Origin of the sequence: Amphibacillus cookii, assembly GCF_016908375.1 — a bacterium.
GTDB lineage: Bacteria > Bacillota > Bacilli > Bacillales > Amphibacillaceae > Amphibacillus_C > Amphibacillus_C cookii.
Map to the genome: position 1 here is coordinate 495,145 of NZ_JAFBDS010000001.1, position 19,246 is coordinate 514,390.

15 protein-coding genes are annotated in these 19,246 nt (G+C 36.7%); 13 read left to right on the top strand and 2 right to left on the bottom strand.

Annotated features, from left to right (window positions below):
- The first annotated feature begins 45 nt into the window (after positions 1-45).
- The 12 genes from citC to JOE23_RS02245 all read left to right on the top strand — a co-directional run bounded on the left by citC (position 46) and on the right by JOE23_RS02245 (position 12,725).
- Positions 46-1,074, top strand: a complete 1,029-nt coding sequence (citC, locus tag JOE23_RS02190; RefSeq protein ID WP_204435650.1) for a [citrate (pro-3S)-lyase] ligase — start codon at positions 46-48, stop codon at positions 1,072-1,074.
- On the top strand, positions 1,061-1,357 hold the full coding sequence (gene citD / locus JOE23_RS02195; protein WP_204435651.1) for a citrate lyase acyl carrier protein: 297 nt from the start codon (positions 1,061-1,063) through the stop codon (positions 1,355-1,357). Before citC ends, citD begins: the two co-directional genes overlap by 14 nt.
- The gene (citE, locus tag JOE23_RS02200; RefSeq protein ID WP_204435652.1) at positions 1,357-2,223 is read left to right on the top strand and encodes a citrate (pro-3S)-lyase subunit beta; all 867 of its coding nucleotides are present in this window, start codon (positions 1,357-1,359) and stop codon (positions 2,221-2,223) included. Before citD ends, citE begins: the two co-directional genes overlap by 1 nt.
- 22 nt (positions 2,224-2,245) lie before the next feature.
- Positions 2,246-3,775: a citrate lyase subunit alpha gene (gene citF / locus JOE23_RS02205; RefSeq protein ID WP_239585203.1), complete on the top strand. Its 1,530-nt coding sequence runs from the start codon at positions 2,246-2,248 to the stop codon at positions 3,773-3,775.
- A gap of 24 nt (positions 3,776-3,799) precedes the next feature.
- Positions 3,800-4,324 (top strand): citrate lyase holo-[acyl-carrier protein] synthase, encoded by a 525-nt coding sequence (gene citX, locus JOE23_RS02210; RefSeq protein WP_204435654.1) that lies wholly within the window; start codon positions 3,800-3,802, stop codon positions 4,322-4,324.
- 43 nt (positions 4,325-4,367) lie between these two features.
- Positions 4,368-5,669: an SLC13 family permease gene (locus JOE23_RS02215; protein ID WP_204435655.1), complete on the top strand. Its 1,302-nt coding sequence runs from the start codon at positions 4,368-4,370 to the stop codon at positions 5,667-5,669.
- A 37-nt stretch (positions 5,670-5,706) separates the two neighbouring features.
- Positions 5,707-7,116 carry an oxaloacetate decarboxylase subunit alpha gene (locus JOE23_RS02220; RefSeq protein ID WP_204435656.1) on the top strand — a complete coding sequence of 470 codons (1,410 nt, stop codon included), beginning with the start codon at positions 5,707-5,709 and terminating at the stop codon, positions 7,114-7,116.
- 12 nt (positions 7,117-7,128) lie between these two features.
- Positions 7,129-7,398 (top strand): hypothetical protein, encoded by a 270-nt coding sequence (locus tag JOE23_RS02225; RefSeq protein ID WP_204435657.1) that lies wholly within the window; start codon positions 7,129-7,131, stop codon positions 7,396-7,398.
- A gap of 12 nt (positions 7,399-7,410) precedes the next feature.
- Complete coding sequence (locus JOE23_RS02230; protein ID WP_204435658.1) at positions 7,411-7,755, top strand: biotin/lipoyl-containing protein; 345 nt, start codon at positions 7,411-7,413, stop codon at positions 7,753-7,755.
- A gap of 18 nt (positions 7,756-7,773) precedes the next feature.
- Entirely contained in the window at positions 7,774-8,904 is a 1,131-nt protein-coding gene (locus JOE23_RS02235; RefSeq protein WP_204435659.1) for a sodium ion-translocating decarboxylase subunit beta, read from the top strand.
- 731 nt (positions 8,905-9,635) lie between these two features.
- Positions 9,636-10,043 (top strand): hypothetical protein, encoded by a 408-nt coding sequence (locus JOE23_RS02240; protein WP_204435660.1) that lies wholly within the window; start codon positions 9,636-9,638, stop codon positions 10,041-10,043.
- Between the two features lie 387 nt (positions 10,044-10,430).
- Entirely contained in the window at positions 10,431-12,725 is a 2,295-nt protein-coding gene (locus tag JOE23_RS02245; protein WP_204435661.1) for a glycoside hydrolase family 95 protein, read from the top strand.
- A 359-nt stretch (positions 12,726-13,084) separates the two neighbouring features.
- Here JOE23_RS02245 and JOE23_RS02250 read toward each other — a convergent pair whose 3' ends face one another.
- Both JOE23_RS02250 and JOE23_RS02255 read right to left on the bottom strand, forming a co-directional pair.
- Positions 13,085-15,118, bottom strand: coding sequence for an ABC transporter transmembrane domain-containing protein (locus tag JOE23_RS02250; protein ID WP_204435662.1), 2,034 nt, complete (start codon positions 15,116-15,118; stop codon positions 13,085-13,087).
- Complete coding sequence (locus JOE23_RS02255) at positions 15,115-16,860, bottom strand: ABC transporter transmembrane domain-containing protein (RefSeq protein WP_204435663.1); 1,746 nt, start codon at positions 16,858-16,860, stop codon at positions 15,115-15,117. The genes JOE23_RS02250 and JOE23_RS02255 overlap by 4 nt, the downstream gene beginning before the upstream one ends.
- Before the next feature lie 913 nt (positions 16,861-17,773).
- Between JOE23_RS02255 and JOE23_RS02260 the strand changes: the two genes are divergently transcribed.
- On the top strand, positions 17,774-18,835 hold the full coding sequence (locus JOE23_RS02260) for a C45 family autoproteolytic acyltransferase/hydrolase (protein ID WP_204435664.1): 1,062 nt from the start codon (positions 17,774-17,776) through the stop codon (positions 18,833-18,835).
- The last annotated feature ends 411 nt before the right edge of the window (positions 18,836-19,246 follow it).

Genomic DNA, 19,246 nt, shown 5'->3' on the forward strand with positions numbered 1-19,246 from the left:
ATACCTTCAATGAATCGTTAATGATATTGAAGAAAGGAGGCATGTATGGAGCAATTAGAAGTGGTTCGATTAAATTTAGCACGTAAAGACGTTTATGAAGTTTGGAAAGCATTTCTGGATAACCATGGTATGCAGTCGGATGAAGTAGTGACAGATACCTTGGGAATCTATGAGGGGGAAAAGTTAGTTGCGACAGGGTCATTTCATAAAAACATCATTAAGTGTGTCGCAGTAGATAAAGGACACCGTGGGCAATGCTTACTAAACAAAATTGTAAACGAAATTGTTACTGAATTAAGTCAAAAAGACATTTATCACTATTTTGTTTATACGAAACCAGATGTAATCGGGAAATTTATTGATCTTGGTTTTAAAAAAGTAGTTTGCACCAATCGTTTGTGTTTATTAGAAAGAGGTGTTTATGGGGTTGAATATTATAAACATAACTTAAAGATGCATTATCAAGAAGGTCATGTGATTGGGAGCATTGTTATGAATGCTAATCCATTTACGAAAGGTCACTTATATTTAGTACAGTATGCAGCATCTTTATGTGATTTTGTTCACATTTTTGTCGTTGAGGAAGAAGAATCTTTGTTCCCATTTTCGATCCGATATGAATTAGTAAAACAGGGTTTAACGTCGTTAAAGAATGTCAAATTACATAGCGCTGGAAATTATATCGTTTCGAATACAACATTTCCTTCTTATTTTATAAATAAAAAAGCAGATATTACGACAGAGCATGCACGGTTAGATGCTAGTATCTTCGAACATTATATCGCATCGGCCCTTGGGATAAAGTACCGTTTTGTAGGAGAAGAGCCTTTTTCACCTACAACTAAAATTTATAATCGTGTTTTAAAGGAGGTACTTTATCCCACTGTTCAATTAGTAGAAATTCCAAGATTAACAGCAAGTAACGGTGACATTATTAGTGCGACAAAAGTTAGAGACCTTATTGAGACTAATAATGTAGAATTATTAGGAAATTATGTACCACGTACAACATTAAAGTACTTAAAAACTTATAAAAAACAAAAAATGGAAGTGAATCAATTTGGAAATAATTAATCAGTCTACATCAGGTACTTTGGAATCAAGTGATATTCAAATTATTTTAGGGCCTAATAAACAAGGAATTGATATTGATATTCGTAGTAGTGTGCAGAAGCAGTTTGGAGAACACATTGATATGTTAATCAGAAAAATTCTAAGCGATAAAATGATAGAACATGCTAAGGTTTTGGTCGTTGATAATGGTGCTCTAGATTGTACAATTCGAGCGAGAATGGAAACAGCTATTTATCGAAGTATCGAAGGAAATCAGCGTGTTGAGTGGGGAGTGATCAAGTGATGACAAATCTAAGAAGAACAATGATGTTCGTTCCAGGTAACCATCCAGCGATGATTAGAGATGCAAGTATTTATGCATCAGATTCGATTATGTTTGATTTAGAAGATGCTGTCTCACCTTTTGAAAAGGATTCAGCTAGATTGTTAGTTTACCATGCACTTAAAATGGTAGATTATGGTGAAAAAGAATTGATTGTTCGGATTAATTCTCTTAATTCAGGGTTTGGGTTTGACGATATCGAAGCGATGATTGCTGCGGATGTAGATGTCATTCGCTTACCTAAAACAGAGACAGCAAAAGATATTAAAGATGTTGAGGAAGTGATTGAATCCTACGAAAGAAAATTAGGTAGAGAAGTAGGTTCTACTAAAATGATGGCAGCTATTGAAAGTGCAAAAGGAACGTTAAATGCACTGGAAATTGCAGAATCCAGTAAACGTTTAATTGGAATTGCTTTAGGTGCAGAAGATTATGTGACCAATATGAAAACCAGGCGTTATCCTAATGGTAATGAATTGCTTTTTGCTAGAAGTATGATTATTCATGCGGCAAGGTCTGTTGGCATTATGGCATTTGATACGATTTATACCGATTTAGATAATGAAGAGGGTTTTAAAGCGGAAGTGGAGTTAATTCATCAACTTGGCTTTGACGGTAAATCGATTATCAATCCACGTCAAATTAAAATAGTTAATGAAATTTATCGCCCAACAAAAAAAGAAATTAATCATGCACTAGATGTCATTAATGCTATTGAAGAAGCAAACGAAAAGAAATCAGGAGTGATTGCTTTAAATGGAAAAATGATTGATAAGCCGATTGTGGAACGAGCGAAATATGTACTTTCACTAGCCAATCATTCATAAACGAGGAGGTCAATGCAAGTTGATGAATAAAGTGAAACGAGAGATACCCGAAGAAGTAAGAGGCAATAACAAGCTTTTTGCCGGTGTTAATACTGACTGTAAAGTTGTGCAACGTGCGGCACCTAAAGTAAGGCCAATCAAACTTGGAGAAGAGAAATTGGTAGCTTCAATTGAAGAAGTAATCAATAAGCTTAATTTATGTGATAATATGACGATTTCTTTTCATCATCATTTTAGAGAAGGGGATTACATTATTAATCTCGTAATGGATGCCATTGCAAAGAAAGGAATAAAAAATTTAACAATTGCACCAAGCTCCTTAACGAACGTACATGCTCCATTAGTGCATCATATAAAAACAGGCGTCATCACAAATATGACCACTAGTGGCTTGCGTGGAGAATTGGGAGAAGCCATTTCTAATGGGGTCATGAAAGAACCTGTTCGCCTGCGGTCACACGGTGGAAGAGCACGTGCAATTGAAGCTGGAGATATAAAGATTGATGTGGCTTTCTTAGGTGTACCGAGTACAGATCTTTATGGAAATGCGAATGGTGTAAAAGGTAAAACGATTTGTGGCTCATTAGGATACGCTCAAATGGATGCCAAATATGCTGATCAAGTTGTTTTATTGACCGATACGATTCTTCCATATCCGAATACACCAATAAGTATTGCCCAAACAGATGTCGATTACATTGTTAAATTGGATAAAATAGGTGATTCTGAAGGGATTGGCATTGGTGCAACTCGCTTTACAACGAACCCAAAAGAACTTCAAATAGCGGAGTTAGTTAAAGAAGTGATTACGAAATCAGTCTATTTCAAAAATGGTTTTTCATTTCAAACAGGCACAGGAGGAGCTGCACTAGCTGTAACGAGATTTCTAGCAGAAGAAATGAAGAATAATAGTATTAAAGCAAGTTTTGCTTTAGGTGGTATAACGAAACCCATGTTGACTTTGTTAGAAGAAAATTTAGTTGACACTATATTAGATGTGCAAGATTTTGACAAAGAAGCTGCGATAAGTCTAGGACAACAAGAGAGACAAATTGAAATCAGTGCTTCCTATTACGCTGATCCTCATAATAAAGGAGCTGCTGTCAATCAATTAGATGTTGTTATTTTATCTGCGTTAGAAGTGGATAATCAATTTAATGTAAACGTTATGACAGGTTCTGATGGCGTGTTACGCGGTGCAATAGGCGGTCACTGTGATGCAGCCAACGCAAAAATGACAATTATTTCTGCTCCCCTAGTCCGAGGTAGAATCCCAACGATTGTTGATCGTGTCAACACGGTAATTACACCAGGAGAAAGTGTTGATGTGATTGTGACTGAAATAGGAATAGCAATTAATCCTAAACGTAGAGATCTTATTGCAAGTTTAAGTGATCAAGGCATCCCGATTTTTACTATTGATGCCTTGCAAGAGAAAGCTTATGAAATTACGGGAACGCCTAAGCCAATTGAATATGAAGATAAAGTGGTAGCTCTTGTTGAATATCGAGATGGAACACTTATTGATAAAGTATTACAAGTCAAGCAATAGCCAAGTTGTGCTGGAGGTTTGCTAATGTTTTCAAATGAGGGAAGTCAATCATTAAAGGCTATATTAGCGCGTCGGGAGGAACGAAGCATATTAATCAATCATCTGCTTGATCAATATGGTATCTCAGTGATATCGATTAAATTAAACATCCCTGGAGCGATTAAAAATAACCCCATGTTAATAGAATTATTTGATACGAGTATAGCTGCTTTGAAAGCTGTATTAAAAACAAGCTCTAAAATGATTGATGAATATAATCAACGTGATTTGAGTACAGGTCCTGAATATCATGGTGTGATTTGTTCACTATCACCAAAAGAAATAAAAAAAAGAACCATTCACTTCGAAGAGACAACAAGTTTTGGGAGGTTACTAGATGTTGATGTGATTGATCCGATTACATATCGCTCCATTTCGCGGACAGAACTAGGGTATGCGATGCGGAAATGTTATTTATGTGACCAAGAAGCCAAGGTTTGTGCAAGAGCACAATCACATCCGATTAAAGACCTTTATAAAGAGATAGAAAAAATAATAAAGGAGATGTAAAGAAATATTAGCTTGCTATAAAAACATCTAAAGGAGATATAGTATGACATATATAACAGCTATTGGTTTCTTATTAATATTGGGAATTGTCTATTTATTGATATCTGGTAAAACAAATCCGATCGTCGCTTTTTCCTGTTTACCTATCATTGCAGCTATTTTAGCAGGCTTTACCTTGGCTGAAATTGGAGGATTTGTAACAGATGGTATTGCCTCAATGGTGGCGACTGCATCTTTATTTGCTTTTTCAATTGCATTCTTTGGTCTTATGAATGATGTTGGTGCATTTGATATCATTATTCGTCCGCTTTTTCGTGTGATGGGAAATAGTGTTTTAGGTGTGATGTTAGTTACAGTAACCATTGCGATAATAGGACATCTAGATGGTGCGGGCGCTTCTACGGCACTTGTTACGATTCCGCCGATGTTGCCAATATATAAAAAAATGAAAATTAGACCTACAACATTAGTTTTACTTGTTGCGAGTTCCGTCGGAGCGATGAACGTCATGCCATGGGGAGGACCAACCATACGTGCAGGTACTGTCATTAATGAGAGTGTAAATGTGATATGGTCAGGTATTATTTCAATGCAATTTGCAGCAGTGGCGTTATCATATGCCCTTGCCTTTATTATGTCATATATTGAAAAAAAACGTGGAGCAGGTATGTCGAACGAAGAATTTGAATCCATTAAGTCAAATTCGAGTGATCGTGGCGCAACGATACAAGTAAGTAAAGGGGTCTTAATCTTTGATGTTTGTCTTGTACTAGCAACGATTGCTTTATTAGTAATAGATCTTTTACCTGTCCAGCTGATGTTTATGATTGCTTTTTCAATAGCACTAATTGTCAATGTTAAAGATTCAAAAGTACAATCTAAGTTGCTTAAAAACTATGGTGCTTCAGCTATGCCAATGATTATGATTTTATTTGCTGTAGGGGTTTTCCTGGGTGTTATCCAAGGTACTGGCATGATTGAATCGATGGCTAATTCTATTATTTTAGCTTTACCCGATGCAGTAGGACCGTATATTCATATTGTTGTATCGATTTTTTCTGTACCACTTATCCTGTTTTTAGGTACTGACAGTTTTTATTTTGGTATGATGCCTATTATTATTGAGGTTGCTAATAATTATGGCGTTGCAGCTATAGATGTTGCACGGGTTCTACTTACGACTGAGAATATCGGCTTAATGATTTCCCCTGCTATTGCTGTAACCTATTTAGCTTGTGGTTTAGCTGAAGTGAGTATTCAAGACCATATTAAGAAGAACTTCGTATGGTTATGGGGGATAAGCTTAGTCTTATTAGTAGTAATGCTTGTCATAGGGATAGTGTAACGATAAACATTAGAAAAAATAGATAAGGGAGCTACTTATGCGACAAATAAAAATAACAGAAACCGTCTTACGAGATGGTCATCAGAGTTTAATGGCGACTAGACTAACAACCGCTGAGATGTTACCTATTATAAAAACAATGGATAGTGTTGGTTATCATGCAATAGAATGTTGGGGTGGTGCAACATTTGATGCTGCCATTCGCTTTTTAAATGAAGATCCTTGGCAACGCTTAAAAGAAATTAAGAAACGTGCTAAAAATACTAAACTTCAAATGCTTCTACGCGGACAAAATTTATTAGGTTATCGCCATTATGCAGATGATATTGTCGAAAAGTTTATTGAACGATCGATTCATAATGGCATTGATATAGTACGTGTCTTTGATGCACTAAATGATATAAGAAATATGGAAACCGCCTTAAGTGCTGTGAAAAAGTATCAAGCACATGCTCAAGCAACCCTTTGTTATACCATTAGCCCTGTTCATAATATTGACTATTTCACAAGGTTAGCTGTGGATTTGGAAAATATAGGCGCCGATTCACTTTGTATTAAAGATATGGCTGGTATCTTAACACCTCAAATAGCAGGTGAGTTGGTTTCATCGTTGAAAAGGAATGTCGATTTACCTATTGAAGTCCATACCCATGCTACAAGTGGTATATCACAAATGACCTATCTCGCTGCAATAAAGGCTGGTGCAGATATGATTGATACCGCCATCGCTCCCTTTTCGGAAGGGGTAAGTCAACCTGCTACAGAAGCAATGGTAATTGTATTAGACGAATCAGAAGCATTTTATACAAATTTAAATATGGGCTGTTTAGAAGAAGTATCCGATTATTTTGAAAAGATCAAGGAAACGTATTTAGAAAATGGTATGTTAGACGCTAAAATGCTAGCAACAACACCAAAAACATTACTTTATCAAGTTCCAGGTGGCATGCTGTCAAATCTTTATGCCCAATTGAAGGATGCAGGGGCAGAAGATAAATATCAGGAAGTATTGGAAGAAGTGCCTAGGGTCCGTAAAGAACTAGGATTACCACCACTAGTTACACCTATGAGTCAAATGGTAGGCACTCAAGCTGTTTTTAATGTGATCACTGGAGAACGTTATAAAATGGTGCCAAATGAAATAAAAGAATATGTTCGGGGAGCTTATGGAAAATCTACTGTTCCTATATCTGATGAAATTAGAAAAAAAATAATAGGAGACAAACAAGTTATTCATGTACGTCCAGCAGACTTGATAGAACCAGAATTTAATAATATGAAGTTAGAGCTTGGTCAATTAGCTCAAAGTGATGAAGCTGTTTTAACTTATGCAATGTTTCCGAAAGTAGGGAAGGCATTTTTGGAAAATAAGGCAACAGCGAATAAGATAGGGTCCAAGAATGATGAGAAAAACACCACTATAAAAATAAATGCCGTATGGTCATAAGGGGATGTTTAAATGAGTGATTTCACCTTGTTGGAAGGCATACAGATTACTATTTCAAGTTTGTTGATTGTTATAACTGTGCTGATGCTTATTCAATTGGTCTTAAATCTCTTTAGCTTAGTTTTTAGAGAGAATACTAGCCAACTACAGATTGCAGATCAATCACCTAAAGCTAATGATGAAAAAGAACAGATGGTTGCTTGTCTTGCATCATTGATTATGATCAATCAAAATCAACAAAACAAGAACTATAAAATTCATTCTGTACAAAGGATAAATTAGGGGGACTTTAAATTGAAAACTTACGAGATTACAGTAAATGGGCAGTTATATCAAGTTAAAGTAGAAGAACGTAATGAGCCATCAGCAGATGATCATAAACAGTGCAGTGAAAAAACTGTTTCTTCGACTAATAATGAAGAAACAGATGGTGAAAAGATACATGCTCCAATGCCAGGTGTTGTATTTGATTTAAAAGTTGCAAAAGGCGACCACGTTAAAAAGGGAGAGATTTTATGTATACTAGAAGCAATGAAAATGGAGAATGAAATCGTAGCACAAATGGATGGTATTATTCAGAACGTGCATGTAACAAAAGATCAAACCGTAGAAGCAGGAGATATACTATTTACACTTTAAAAGAAGGAGATTAACATAATGGGGAGTATATTGTTAGACCTGCTTGCTAACTCGGGTTTTGCAGGCTTAACCTATAAACATATAATTATGATTGTTATTGCATGTGTATTCTTATATTTGGCTATTAATAAAGGCTATGAACCTTATTTACTCATTCCAATTGCGTTTGGTATGCTTCTAGTTAACTTACCTTTTACAAATTTAATGATGGAGGCGAATGGGAGAGACACGGGAGGATTATTATACTATTTATATCAAGGAACGGACTTAGGTATTTATCCTCCTCTAATCTTTCTATGTTTGGGTGCAGGTACAGATTTTGGCCCAGTAATCGCTAATCCAAAAACACTGATATTAGGTGGGGCTGCACAAATTGGTATCTTTGGTGCGTTTTTTGGCGCTTTACTTCTTAATATGTCGGGAAGTGAAGCAGCATCAATCGGTATAATTGGAGGTGCGGATGGTCCAACAGCGATTTTTCTATCAAGTCAACTTGCTCCACACCTGCTTTCTACAATTGCTTTAGCAGCATACTCATACATGGCGTTGGTTCCAGTTATACAGCCACCTATTATCCGTTTATTAACGACAGAAAAGGAACGAAAAATCAAGATGGAACAGTTGCGCCCTGTTTCTAAAAAAGAAAAAATAATTTTTCCTATTGTAACGACGATGTTAGTACTCTTAATTCTTCCTTCATCAGCACCTCTTGTTGGCATGCTGATGCTAGGGAACTTAATTAAAGAGAGTGGAAGGGTTCCGAAATTAACAGAAACTTTACAAGGGGCTTTAATGTATATTATTACGATCTTGTTAGGGGTCACAGTTGGAGCAAAAGCTGAGGCTGATCTTTTTTTAACCATTGAAACGTTAAAAATTGTTGCTTTGGGCTTAGTTGCGTTCGCAACTGGAACAGCCGGAGGTGTGTTGTTCGGTAAACTTATGTGCAAGTTAACAAAAGGTAAAATCAATCCAATGATTGGTGCTGCAGGGGTTTCTGCTGTACCAATGGCGGCTCGTGTGGTGCAAAAAGAAGGAGCAAGAGCAAATCCTTCAAACTTTCTACTTATGCATGCAATGGGTCCTAATGTAGCAGGGGTAATTGGCTCAGCTGTAGCAGCAGGAATATTTTTTCAGTTTTTCCTTTAGCGTATTATAGAAGGAGTAAGTCATGTTTTCTTGTTAAATATAGTTATTAAATATCGCGTTTTATCAAAGATAACCGTATGTAAACCGCCAGGTCAAAGGTAAATCATTTAGGTAGGCGCAAACGGACGCGAATGTCTTGATTCACTCAACGAAACTTCAATCAGCGGGAAAGGACAAAAATCCCACTGATTGAAGTTTCGTGGTTCTTTGTCAAATGATGTTGGTGAGAATTTTTGCCGGCAATTTTATAGATGAATTTCACAAATATTCAAGTCGGATTATGCTGCTTGAATGTTTGTTTGGTTAGGTGCATTTTGGACTGATTTCGATTCAATAGATCTTAACTTAATTTGAATGTCTATCTACACGTGAATTCATACGGGTTCGGTCAGGAAGTGATGAGACTCCGGCAGGAATAGCACGAGCTGAAGCCGTGCCTGCGGAAAGCGAATCACTGGATGACCGAACCCATTTCTATTTTTAGAGAAATAGAAAAGACGTTAGCGAAAGTCTACCCCCATTTCACAAACGCATGAAATGGAGAATTCCCTTCACCAACGTCAAATAGTATACAACCAGTTTCGTTTTGTTAACGTATTATCCTAACTTTTTAGTTCATACTATTTAGTAATAAACTATTATTTTACTATTAACGGCTACCAAATAATTATATATAATAAGAAGTAGTATAAGTGAAAATGGTGACTTATTACAATTGGAGGGATATACAAATGAAACGTGTTATGGTCATAGTGTCAGTGCTCCTTTTCTTGTGTGTTCAAGCCTATCTAAATGAAGTAACCGCTAAGACGTTAAACGTAGATGCTATTCCATTAGAAGAAATCCTTTATGAGCCCCTTGTTCAAGCAACTACATCACATTATGGAGAAGAGGTCGTTGTGAACTTACCTAAATCATCAATTAATGATTATCAGGTTACTTCATTATCTGAGATGTTAGTCGATCGTGAAAAAATATTTGTATCATTTAACATAACCCCAATTGATGAACACTCTGGTGAGGCTCTAGGGAGAGACGTGATTACCTTTGCTATTGACCCTGCAAAAATGGATGATCACATCTTACATGGTCGAGAAAAGATGTATCGTTTGATAAGCTATAATCACGAAGCACTTTAAGCTCAATCGATTGCCATGTTATTTTTGCCTGTTCCATTAATATATGGAACAGGTTATTCTATTTTATCGCAGCTAACCGTCCGTAAAACGTTCACCTCAAAATAGAAAGTAGCGCAAATCGATTGAGGTGGGTGATAACGGACGCGAATGTCCGGATTTACTCAACGAACCTGCGATCAGTGGGCGAAGAACGAAAACGCCAACTAGGTGAAGTTTCGTTTTATAAGTTCACTAAAAAAGATACACTAAGATAAGCATGTAAATTAAATCTCTAAGTATGGCCTATATTTTATTGGGTATGCAGACGCGAATATATCTTTTATTATTATATAAATAAGGATATTTTAAAATGTAAGCGCTATATAAATGTGGGGGAAGGGTGAAACAATGACTTCTAATTCTGAAAAGGTTATGTGGTACAAGCAGCCTGCTAAAGAGTGGAATGAAGCATTACCTATAGGTAATGGCAGTTTAGGTGGGATGGTCTTTGGCAAGGTTAATCAGGAAAGAATTCAATTAAATCAAGACTCAGTGTGGTACGGTGGACCAAGAGATCGAAATAATCCGGATGCTTTTAAGTATTTACCAGAAATTCGACGTTTGCTGAAAGAAGGTAAAGTTCCAGAAGCTGAAGATTTAGCAAAACTTAGCTTGTCAGGTGTACCTGAATCTCAACGTCACTACCAGACGTTAGGCGATTTATTGATTGATTTTGATCAGACGACTTATGAAAACTATCAAAGAAAACTAGATTTAAATACGGGTCTGGTAGAAGTTGATTTTCTAAGTGATGAGATTGATTACCAAAGAGAGTATTTTTGTAGTTATCCTGATCAAGTAATGGTAGTGAGGCTGACGGCCTCCCAAAATAAAGCAATGACTTTTACTTGCACATTGGATCGAGGTGGGACGAGGTATTTAGATCGGCTTGACGCTAGAAGTGACGATCAACTGGTGATGGCGGGAAAAACGGGTGGAGAAGAAGGGGTTCGTTTTCACAGTGAGTTAAAAGTGATTCAAGAGGGAGGACGTATTAAAGCGATTGGTAATCGTCTCTGTGTTAAAGGGGCTGATGTGGTTACACTTATTCTAACGGCAACTACTTCCTTTTATCATAAAGATCCAGAACAACACTGTCGTGATACTATTGATCAATTGACTCAAAAACCTTATCATATTTTGAAAAATAATCATCTCAATGATTACTGTTCTTTATTTGATCGCGTTACAGTTAAACTTGAAAATAACGGTGCGAAAAGGCAATTACCTGTTGATCAAAGATTAAAGCGTATAAAAGCTGGTGAAGAAGATTTGGGTTTATTTGAATTGTATTTTAATTATGGTCGCTACTTAATGATTTCCTCGAGTCGTCCAGGGACATTACCAGCTAATTTACAAGGGATTTGGAATGATCAAATGACACCAGCGTGGGATAGTAAGTTTACGATTAACATTAATACGGAAATGAATTACTGGCCAGCGGAACTATGTAATTTACCTGAGTGCCATCTTCCTTTATTTGATCATATTAAACGTTTACGTCAAAATGGAAAGATAACCGCCAAAAAAATGTATGGTTGTAGAGGATTTGTTGCTCATCATAATACAGATATTTGGGCTGATACGGCTCCACAAGATATACATCTACCGGCAAGTTATTGGCCGATGGGTGCGGCTTGGTTATGTCTCCATCTTTGGGAGCATTATCAGTTTAATCAAGATCACTCTTTTTTAGCAGAAGTATACGATACGTTAAGAGAGGCAGCACAGTTTTTTGTAGATTTTCTTGTGGAAAATCAAACCGGCGCATTAGTCACGACACCATCTGTTTCACCAGAAAATATGTATATTTTACCTGATGGTATAAAAGGCCATCTCTGTGAGGGGCCAGCAATGGATAGTCAGATTATTTACGCTTTGTTTAGTGTCTGTATCCAGGCAAGTGAACAACTGGATTGTGATCTAACATTTAGAAATAGTTTACAAGAATTACGAGCTAAATTGCCACAGATTAAACTCGGGAAATATGGTCAAATTCAAGAATGGATAGAAGATTACGAGGAAGTTGACCCTGGACATCGACACATCTCACATCTGTTTGCGCTTTATCCTGGTCAACAAATTTCAACGGCGTTAACACCACAATGGGCAAAGGCGGCTAAAACGACGTTAGTGAGACGCTTAAAACATGGAGGAGGTCACACAGGGTGGAGTCGTGCTTGGATAATAAATATGTGGGCGCGATTAGCTGAAGGAGAAAAAGCCTATCAAAATATTATTGAGTTATTGAAATCATCTACCTTACCTAATTTATTTGATAATCATCCGCCTTTTCAAATTGATGGGAATTTTGGTGGTATTGCAGGAATGGTTGAAATGTTAGTGCAAAGCCATCAAGGGCTGATTAAAATCCTCCCAGCACTACCAAAAGCATGGGCGCGTGGCTATGTGAAAGGTTTACGGGCAAGAGGTGGTTATCAAATAGAAATGAAATGGGATAATCATAAGTTGTCATGGCTAAAATTGAAGCCTTCTGTTGATGGTGTTTGTCATTTGGGGCTTCCGCTTGGCACAAATCCATATATAGAAAATCAACCCGCTTTACTTAAGAGAATATCAGATAACCACTATGAAATTGCAGTTGAGAAAGAAAAGATTTACCATTTTGTGGTCTCTGAATAGTGACGAGCTAGATTGGAGCACGATTTTTTTATCATAGATAACCAACCGGCCGTAAAATACCCACCCAAAGTTAGGTGGGGGATAGCAGACTCACTCAACTTCCCATCATTGAAAACAGAAGATCGCAGACTAAAACCGCCACATTTTTAAAAAGGATTACAGACTAAGATCGCCACGTCCTGTGGCAACGTCTGCATAACCTACATCCTGTAGGCCCACGTCTGCATGACCTACGTCCTGTAGCCCTCCGCCGACGGATTGAAGGTTCGTTTATAAAAGATAAATCCTTACCCTTTCCCAAACAGGCCCCCTGATAAATAATCAAGGGGCTGCTTGTAAGGTTAAGGATTAATTAATCGTTACGAAATGATTTTTTCTGTTACGCTATCCTGTTGCATTTTATACATTTGGTAATAGTTTCCGTCTTGTTCAACTAATTGATCATGGGTACCACGTTCAATGATATGTCCTTTTTCTAAGACCATAATTTGATCAGCATGTTGAATTGTTGAAAGACGGTGGGCGATAATGAGCATCGTTCTTCCTTTTGCTAGCACGCTCATTGCTTGTTGAATTAGTCTTTCTGTTTCTGAATCGATATTGGCGGTCGCTTCATCTAAAATTAATACAGCGGGATCGAAAGCTAACGCGCGAGCAAAAGATAAGAGTTGTCTTTGACCGGTTGAAAATGCATTGCCATTCTCAATAACGGGTTGATCATATTGTTTTGGCAGTTTTTCAATAAATTGATCCGCACCAACTGCTTTTAAGGCTGCAATGGCTTGTTCGCGGCTAATGTTTTCATCGTTCAAAGTAATATTTGAAATGATGGTTCCGCTAAAAATAAATGGATCTTGTAAAACAATCCCGATCTGCTGCCTTAACTGTTGACGATCTAAAGTTGAAGTATCCACGCCGTCAATTTTAATCTTACCTTTTTGTGGATCATAAAAGCGGAATAAGAGATTCATAATAGAACTTTTTCCTGAACCCGTATGACCGACAAAAGCGACTGTTTGTCCTGGGGTGGCTAGAAAACTCACATGATTTAAAATATAGTTTTCTTTCTCATAAGCAAAACTCACGTCGTCAAACTCGACCTTTCCCTTGACCGGATCAAGATTGTGATCTCCAATTGACTCCCCTTCTGCATTTAATAATTCGAAGACGCGCTCTGCTGATGCTCTAGCCTGCTCTAACTGTGGTAACTGATTAACAATTTGACTCATCGGTTCAAATAATCGCGTTAAGTAATCAGCAAAAGCATAGAGAACTCCAGTTGAAATAAAGCCTTCTACTGTAAGGACACCATTACCAAAGAACCAGATAAATCCGATAAAAGCAATGCTTCTTAACACCGTGACGAGATTATAGGATGTTAAGGCAGATAAAGCAATCATTTTTTTTTGATAATGAAAATGGCGCCCATTTAATTGTTCGAACTCCGTTTGTCGACCTTTCGTTTGTCGAAAGGCTTGAATAATTGGCATCGTTTGGATCGATTCATTAATCGATCCATTAATATCACTGTTGACCGAGCGAATCAAGCGATTATAATGTCCTGCATACTTTTTGTAAAACTTCATCCATAGAAACAGAAGTGGAATCAAGATTAAACAAACAGATGCAAGGGTTGGGTTTAATAAATATAAAGCAATAAAAATCCCGATCATATAAATAAACCCATTAATAAATGTTTCGAGCACTTTTACATATAATTCTTTAATCGCTTCTGTATCATTTGTAATGCGCGCTAAAATTTTACCAGCTGGTCGATCAACAAAATATTGCATCGGCAATGTTTCAATTTTCTTAAATACATCTTGACGCATTTGTTGAATAATTTTATTAGCATGGACTTGTAAGAGATATGTCTTAAAGTATTGAAAAAACGCTGCAATAATAATCAGTCCTAGATAAATAGCGATAAGTCTCATAATCGGCGTGACTTCAGGTTGAAAAAATTGATAAAGATCATCAGTAGTTAATGGGTTACCTGAGATAATCTCTGATTGACCGTTTACTGTAACGGATAATTGCTGATCTTGGTTTAATTCCACCTCACTATTTAATGGTAACTGTCCCTCAATAAAATAATAGTTCCGCTCAGATTGGATTAACGTGTAATAGGCAACCACTTGATCTTGATCCGTCACACGATCTGCTCTTTTAAAATATTTTTGTTGGTAAGAGACGGCACCATCTTGATCTGATGGTAACTGAGCCCATTCTGTTTCTATCCCAACAATATGATGATCAATAACCGTTTTAGCAATAAATGGACCAGTTAACTCAAGGGATACAGCAACAATTAAACAAATCAAAGCAAAAGAAATGATTTTTTTATTAGACAGTGCATAGTTGAATAATTGTTTTTCTGTTGAGGTTTTCACGCTCTCACCTTCCTCTCCATTTGTTGTATGTCAAATTGTTCTTTATACCATCCACCTTTTTCAATTAACTGCTGATGCGTCCCGTGTTCGATGATACGGCCTTTATCGATAACGATAATTTGATCAGCGTGTTTAACCGCAGACAATCGATGTGCCGCAATTAAAGTCGTTTTTCCAGCTCGTTCTTGTTTTAGATGATTAATGATGGTCGTTTCTGTTTTTCCATCTACTGCTGATAAAGAATCATCCAAAATAATGATTTCAGGGTCCATTAATAGGGCGCGAGCTAAAGAAATTCTTTGTTTCTGCCCACCTGAAAGTGTGACACCACTTTCTCCGACTACTGTGTCTAACCCTTCAGGTAATGCATCAATATCACTTTTTAATGACGTAGAGGCTAATACATGATTAATCTGCTCAAGTGACTTTTCACCACATCCGAAGACAAGGTTTTCTTTTACCGTTTTAGAGAATAAAATATGCTCCTGTGGAACATAACCGATCCAACTCCTTGTATCGTCTAGGCTGAACGCGTTAATGGGATGGCCGTTAATGGTTAATTGTCCAAATGGTGGCGGATACTCTCTTAACAGCTGCTTAAATAGCGTCGTTTTACCTGCACCTGTTTTTCCAACGATGCCGATGGTTTGCCCGCTTTTAATCGTTAAATTAATGTGTTTCAATTGGATGTCATCACTTTCAGGGTAAGAAAAATCAACATCCTTAAAAATGATATTTTCAAGCTTTGAAATCTGAACAGGTTGATCAGGATCAACGACATCTGGTTTTTGCTTGAATATAGCTTCAACGCGATCCAGGGATGCATTCCCGCGTTGCATAATGTTGATTAATTCGCCGATTGCAAACATCGGCCAAATCATCATCCCCAGATAAACATTAAAAGAAACGAGATCACCAATCGATATTTGGTGATTCATGACCATTAATGTTCCATAGCCTAAGCCAATGGTATAAGATAACCCAACAAGTATTTTGACGGTTGGTTCAAAGTAAGCTTCCATTTGAGCAACAGCTTTGTTCTTTTGAAACACCGTTTCAGTCATCGCGGAGAAGCGTTGCTGATCACGTTGTTCTTGAACGAAGGCACGAATAACACGGACGCCTCGAATCGATTCCAGTGTGTAATTATTTAGTTCACTAAATGCATCCTGTGCATCGGTAAATCGTTGATGAATGACCTGACCATATTTGTAAACAATCACAGCCATGATTGGCATTGGAATAAGGGCTGCTATCGTCAAATTCCAATTTATTGAAAAACCCATCATTAAGACGATGAATGACATGAAAACCGTGGAATCAACAAGGGTTAGAATACCAAAACCAGAAGTCGTCATGATGGCTTTCAAATCATTTGTCGAGCGCGCCATTAAATCCCCAGTGCGATTTTTACTGTAAAATTTCGGGCTCATTTTCAAGAAATGTTCCATTAACCTTGACCGTATTTGCCGTTCAAGTAAAATAGCTCCTCCAAACAAGTTATAATCCCAAATAAACATAATCGTATAGTTCAACACCATAAGAATCACGAAAATAAAAATGATCATCATTAATTTTTCTCGTGTTAATTCATTAAATTGAATAAGATCAATCGTCATTCCCACCAACCTTGGTGGGATAAGTTCAATAAAGCTGACTGTAATTAAAGCGATAATCGCAATCGTATATCGCACCCAATGGTCTTTAAAAAACCATGCTAATTTATAAAAAATTGAAAACACGTTGTTAAACTCCTTTCAAAAACTCCCAATATTGTAAGCTAACCACTCCATAACCGATTAAATCCTCTTGCCGATTGCATACATTTCCCATTATTCATTTTTTAAAATCCTCCTCATGTTTAAATGGTTAACATTGATCAAATAAAATAGCGCATATGTCTGTGACATATGCGCTATTGAATATACCGGTAGATGCTAAAGGCATATTTATCCTAAAAAGGAACACAAAAAGAGGTCACATTTATAATAGTGACCTCTTTAAATAGTGCTTTCACCTTAATTAAAAGAAAATATTCTGATCCATTTAGATACAAATTGAACAAATTCTTCTTAATTAAAGTCTGAAAATAAATGAAATAATTAATAGATATTTATCTATTTCAATCATTTATGACAAAACGAGGCCACGATATATTTTGTTTTAGTCCAAATTTGGGTTGCATAATAGTTAACAACATCATCATGACCTCCTTTTTAAGTTTAATTTAATCAATGTTTTTTCATTATATATACAAATGTATGTAACGTCAATAAAAAATGGAAAAATAAATAATTAAGTTGTCAATTAAGAAATAAAAATTGGTAAATATCAACCCCACAACCTTATTATACTTATAAAAATTTATCACAGATAACCGTCCGTAAACACACCCCTAAAAATAGAGCGTAGAGCAAATCGATTGAGGTGGGTGATAACGTCCTGATTCACTCAACGAACCTGCAATCAGTGGAAGAAGAACGAAAATGACCGCTGATTGCAGGTTCGTTTTATATTATTACAAATTATTTAATGGTAGCGGATGTATGTATATAATCAATGGGCATCGCTTGTAAATATAAATAAGCTAATTATTTGCATATTAATAATGATTTTCTTTAAAGTAGATATAATATTTAGGGGGTGAGATGAAAAGTGAAGGTCTTTTCTGAGGTGATCTCGTTTCGGGGAACACATGGACAATTTGGGTATCAACAAGGTGTTAAGTTAAGGGAATCGCCAATAATGCAAAATCGAGACAAATTACATGCTAAAAGATATAAGACACATTTTTCAATTGATATAGAAAAAGGCTTACAATTATTAGATCATTTTGCTCCAAAGCTCCGTTTTGAAATCGAAGGGTTGGCAAACGCTCTAAAGATGTCACAACAAGAGGCTGTCCGTTCCTTTGCTGGTTATTATTTAGAGGTTGGCAAGAGTGGCTGTTCTATAATGACAGGCGACCAATATTTTGTGAGAAACTATGACAGTCATCCAAATGGCTATGAAGGGCGCTATGTTCTTTATCAGCCTACTGATGGGGGCTATGCTTCAATGGGACCATCCATGCAAATAACCGGTCGAATAGACGGGATAAATGAGAAAGGATTAGTGATGGGATATAACTTTACTAATCGGATTGGTTCTGGTGATGGATTCATTTGTAATATGATTGGGCGCATGTTATTAGAATATTGTGCGACAGTTGAAGAAGGAGTGAAGCTATTAAAAGCTATTCCCCACCGTACGTCATTTTCTTATGTATTAATGGACCGTTCAGGTCAATCGGTAATTGTCGAAGCGAGTCCGCGCACTGTTTTGACAAGAATGGCGAATGTATGCACCAATCATTTTGAATATTTAACCCAAGAAAATCGTTATCGTAACGATGAATCGATTAGACGTATGGACCGAATCAATCGACATTTGCCATCCCGTCTGAAAGCTAACCAGGCGTATCAAATATTTAATCATCGTTCTCATGCGGTTTTTTCTAATAAGTATCAAGCTTGGTCGGGCACATTGCATACCAGTTTATATCAACCTAGCCAAGGTAAGGGGTGGATTGGTCTTGGTGCAAATCAAAGACCAGTCGTATTTGATCTCAATCGCTTCTTAGCAGGCGAAGTCCTTCGAGTCCGCCGTATTACGGGCATGTTAGAAAGTCATGTCCCATTCATTAATGATCCGAAGTGGTCATCCTTACATAGTTAAAAGCTTTAACCCGTTCCATAGTATCGATACTGTAAAAGTTTGTGAATTGATACTTCACCTCAACAGACTGAGGTTTGTCGAGTGTCTGTTCTTGCTTTTCATTTAATGGTTTAACAGTTACTATCATTTTCTTCACCCCATTATTCTTGTTTTGCATATATTTTAAGTTTATCATAGATACCCGTCTATGAAACGCCCGTTTCAAAAGAGAGAACAGAGATCATCCATTTAGGCGTGAGACAACGGAATTGAAGGTTCGTTATAAGAAACGACTTGATTATGTAAGTCTAATAATGACATAACATATTAACTTTGAAAAAGTATTATAAACAGCAGTATATACCTCGTTTATATATTTAACCACAATTATATAGTATGAAAATTCTAGAATTAGGGTACCGTTAACTGTAA